Annotated in this window: 4 protein-coding genes and 2 pseudogenes; 1 reads left to right on the forward strand and 5 read right to left on the reverse strand. The window is 58.2% G+C overall.

What is annotated here, in order from left to right:
• Nucleotides 1-123: 123 nt before the first annotated feature.
• A pseudogene (locus ACYCTF_RS14255) lies at nucleotides 124-231 on the forward strand (transposase domain-containing protein); the annotation flags it as partial.
• Nucleotides 232-452: 221 nt separating this feature from the next.
• Here the strand turns inward: ACYCTF_RS14255 and ACYCTF_RS14260 are convergent.
• From ACYCTF_RS14260 to ACYCTF_RS14280, 5 genes and pseudogenes are all read right to left on the reverse strand, one after another.
• A complete protein-coding gene (locus ACYCTF_RS14260) occupies nucleotides 453-848 on the reverse strand; it encodes a PIN domain-containing protein (RefSeq protein WP_461284334.1) in 396 nt (131 codons plus the stop codon).
• On the reverse strand, nucleotides 845-1087 hold the full coding sequence (locus ACYCTF_RS14265) for an AbrB/MazE/SpoVT family DNA-binding domain-containing protein (RefSeq protein ID WP_461284335.1): 243 nt from the start codon (nucleotides 1085-1087) through the stop codon (nucleotides 845-847). The genes ACYCTF_RS14260 and ACYCTF_RS14265 overlap by 4 nt, the downstream gene beginning before the upstream one ends.
• Nucleotides 1088-1640: 553 nt before the next feature.
• On the reverse strand, nucleotides 1641-1898 hold the full coding sequence (locus ACYCTF_RS14270) for a BrnA antitoxin family protein (RefSeq protein WP_461284336.1): 258 nt from the start codon (nucleotides 1896-1898) through the stop codon (nucleotides 1641-1643).
• Nucleotides 1888-2181, reverse strand: a complete 294-nt coding sequence (locus ACYCTF_RS14275; protein WP_461284337.1) for a BrnT family toxin — start codon at nucleotides 2179-2181, stop codon at nucleotides 1888-1890. Before ACYCTF_RS14275 ends, ACYCTF_RS14270 begins: the two co-directional genes overlap by 11 nt.
• A 237-nt stretch (nucleotides 2182-2418) precedes the next feature.
• Nucleotides 2419-3120: pseudogene (locus ACYCTF_RS14280) on the reverse strand (type II toxin-antitoxin system antitoxin DNA ADP-ribosyl glycohydrolase DarG); the annotation flags it as partial.

Consider the following 3120-nt stretch of genomic DNA (forward strand, 5'->3'; position numbering starts at 1 on the left):
ACCTTACCGAGACGCCGTTGCAACATGATTTTCTCCTGCTTCGACATGCTTCATCCTAGATTGCGACACACTACGGGTCCAAAGCAAACACACCCTCCGCATACCCCTATAGGTATGTATAACGTCGAGCCCTTCGCGTACCTCTGCGATGTCCTCGACAAACTCCCCACCTGGCCCCATAAGCGCCTCTCCGAACTCCTGCCCTTCAACGGGGAGCCTAGTCTGTCGTAGCTGGCAACGGGGAGATAGGTGGGTTGGCTAGACGCTCACGAGTAATCAGCACGGCTTTCATGTGAACTACTATGCCAACGTATGATCTGTTGTCAAATAAGACAACATGGTCATCTTGCTACCCTAAGAGCCCACTTGCCGGGAAAACTGTGAGTAAAGACGCGAAAATAGTAGCGGCCATAGGGCAGCCACGTCGCCCGATCAATCCCGCATTTCCGTTGCTATTCAATTAACCGCATGCCGCAATGTTTGGCGGCGTCGCGATCAAAAGTTATCGTATAGCCACATCCCGCTTCATTAGCTGACCGCTCGATCAAGCAGTCGGCAAAGTCCGCCTTCTCTTCTTTGAATAGCCGTACCGCTTTCCATACCGTACCAGCGTTGGCTACTACGATTTCCTTGGTGCGCAGCAATGTTTGCAACACTTCGCATATCTCGCCTTTGGTCGAGGCGTAACAGCTCGTCAGCACCCACACCAGCTCGATCACTGAAACGAGGCTCACGTACCCGGGCGCATCCACCGTCAACGACTCAATCAGGCGCGTTGCCTTCGGTGACTGCTTAGGGTCATCCTGCGCGACATAGCGAATAAGGACATTGGTATCCAGACCTATCATCTCGCCTTTGCCCCGTGAACAGCGATTGCGCCATTCATTGCCGCAATCGTTACCGGCGCAGCAGGCTTACGCACCAACCCCCTCAAAGAAGTTACCGATTGCGTAGCGGCCACCAGCTCAAAACGACCTGGTTCAACCTGGACAAACTCCACCCGGTCTCCGGCTTCAACGCCAAGAGCGGCACGCACTATGGAGGGAATGGTGATTTGGCCCTTACTGGTCATGGTTGCAGTAGACATTCAAGGTACCCCTGTTTACATCTCCTTACTTTAAGGTAAGGCACGGAAAAAGTAAAGAATTGGAAAAGCCTTTTTGGTCTTCTATCGTATCAGCTCTGTTAGCCCCGGCCTCCCCTACCCGGCTTTGCGCTGATATCGTGTGGGCACATGGAGGGTCGATCGGGTGGGGCGGGACAACCGGAGTAGGCAACAGTTCTTTTCACAGTCAGGTGCGGGATGATCTAGCCCCGGCACCCGCATATTTCCCTTCGTGCAGATTACTCAATAGCGACTGCGCGAGGGTATATGGTTATGCAGCTTTTGACTCTGGATGAAGTGGCGGCCCGTCTCGGGTGTGCGGTGGACGGCCGAGAGCCTGCTGGCGTCTGGTCGGCTACCCCGGCCTGTCCGGTTTGGGCGGGCACGGCGGTGGGCCGACGAGCAGCTGGACGCGTTCATTACGGCCGAGATCGAGCGGGCAGGCGGGTACTCGTGCCGGCGGGGCGGCCGTGGCCGGCCGCGGACTTCCTGACTAGGGTGGCCTCCGTCCGGCAGTCGCCTGCTCCTGGGTAGGTTACCGCCCCGCACCCTCCGCCATCTCTTCCCGAAGGATTCGGCGCAAGGCCGCCGCCGTTAAGGGCTTGTCGTCTTTGGCAAGCGAGGCTTTTAACGCCTCATTCATAAGGGTTTGGTATCCGCTTCCCATCTGCTCCGCGCGCGCCCGAAACGCAGCCAAGGTGTCATCGTCGATATAGATGGTGATGCGCGTCTTTCCCTTCGCGGAAAGAACTGCTCCGCGCTTCCCTTTCGAAAAATCGTATTCATCCCTCATAGTCTCTCACCTCATGACGTGTCGCGCATCGCGCCGATATCAACCGTATCTCGTCGCCGCGTAGTGTATAAACCACCACCATAACCACCCCAACACTTCCCGTCCCCACCGCAATAAACCGATCTTCATCTGGCGCGTCCGGATCTGGACTGTGAATCGCGAGCGGGTCGATAAAGACCCCCTTCGGCGTCAGCAAACGAAACTCCGTGTTTCTTGAGGTTGCCTGCGGCCTTGTTGGGGTCGAATTGAAGGCGCATCGCGCTATTATACATACGATATACATATATGTATAGGGCTAGAAGCACTCCCCAACCTCTTTCAAAAGCCATCGGGTGATGGCGCCACGGGCCGTTTTGGGAACCCCCCTTTTCCGCTTCTCCCGGTCATTCCTGAAGGCCGCGGCCAGTTGCTCCAAGAGAGACGACACACCGAAGAGCGCACGCCTTCTCCGCGTGCTCGTGCCCGTTTTCAGCCCACGCGTCCCACCCCTAATGTCCGCCTGAGCGCAACCGGATGGGGGTTATGGTAGCGGCGCCTTAATGGGCCGCAGCCAATGGCCCTCGTACAGTCGCTGCCACGCCATCTCGATCTGCGTCCGTGAGAACTGGCGTTTGCGATCATTCCAAGCGTAGGTGGCCGCCATCGCGGTTTCGGCGGAAGCGGCCCCCTCGTGACGGGCAACCCAATATACTGTAGAGAACAATTCCAGGCCGAACGGGGTCTCGAACCCCTCGACCAGGCCCACCACCCGATCAAAATGCGCGTGCGTGTCTCTGTGGTCTGCCAGAAACGCGTTGGCATCGGCCACCGCCCCCGGCACTAGGGCCAGCTGCTTCGTGGGCGCGTCGCCACCGTCGGCGTAGCCCGAGATGAGATGGCCTTCGATCGTGCGTAGCACATGGCGCAGATTCTCGGTGTAGGGGCCATACGGCGCCTTCACATAACGCAGGCGCAGAGATTCACCGGCTTCCTGCATGAAGTACATGAGCTTATGGACTTCCAGAAGTGAAATGGAGGGGTCCAGGAGGCCTGCCAGATACCGGTCCATGAGGCCCACCAAAGCCGCCCGACCCGGGGTCATCGTGGGTACTTCTGTCGAATGGTTGGCCCGTGCGTCGGCCGCGCCACCCGGCTCAAAGACCAGCGCCTCCACCTCCGGCAGCGCCGCCAAGGCGTGTTCGATGCGGGGTCTAACATCGGCCCAGTCCAGACCGCCGAGACC

Source organism: Acidiferrobacter sp. (genome assembly GCF_054609335.1).

Excerpts from the sequence above, each read along its gene's own strand:
- ACYCTF_RS14260 (WP_461284334.1), bottom strand. The coding sequence starts at position 848 with ATGATAGGTCTGGATACCAATGTCCTTATTCGCTATGTCGCGCAGGAT.
- ACYCTF_RS14265 (WP_461284335.1), bottom strand. The coding sequence starts at position 1,087 with ATGTCTACTGCAACCATGACCAGTAAGGGCCAAATCACCATTCCCTCC.
- ACYCTF_RS14270 (WP_461284336.1), bottom strand. The coding sequence starts at position 1,898 with ATGAGGGATGAATACGATTTTTCGAAAGGGAAGCGCGGAGCAGTTCTT.
- ACYCTF_RS14275 (WP_461284337.1), bottom strand. The coding sequence starts at position 2,181 with ATGTATATCGTATGTATAATAGCGCGATGCGCCTTCAATTCGACCCCA.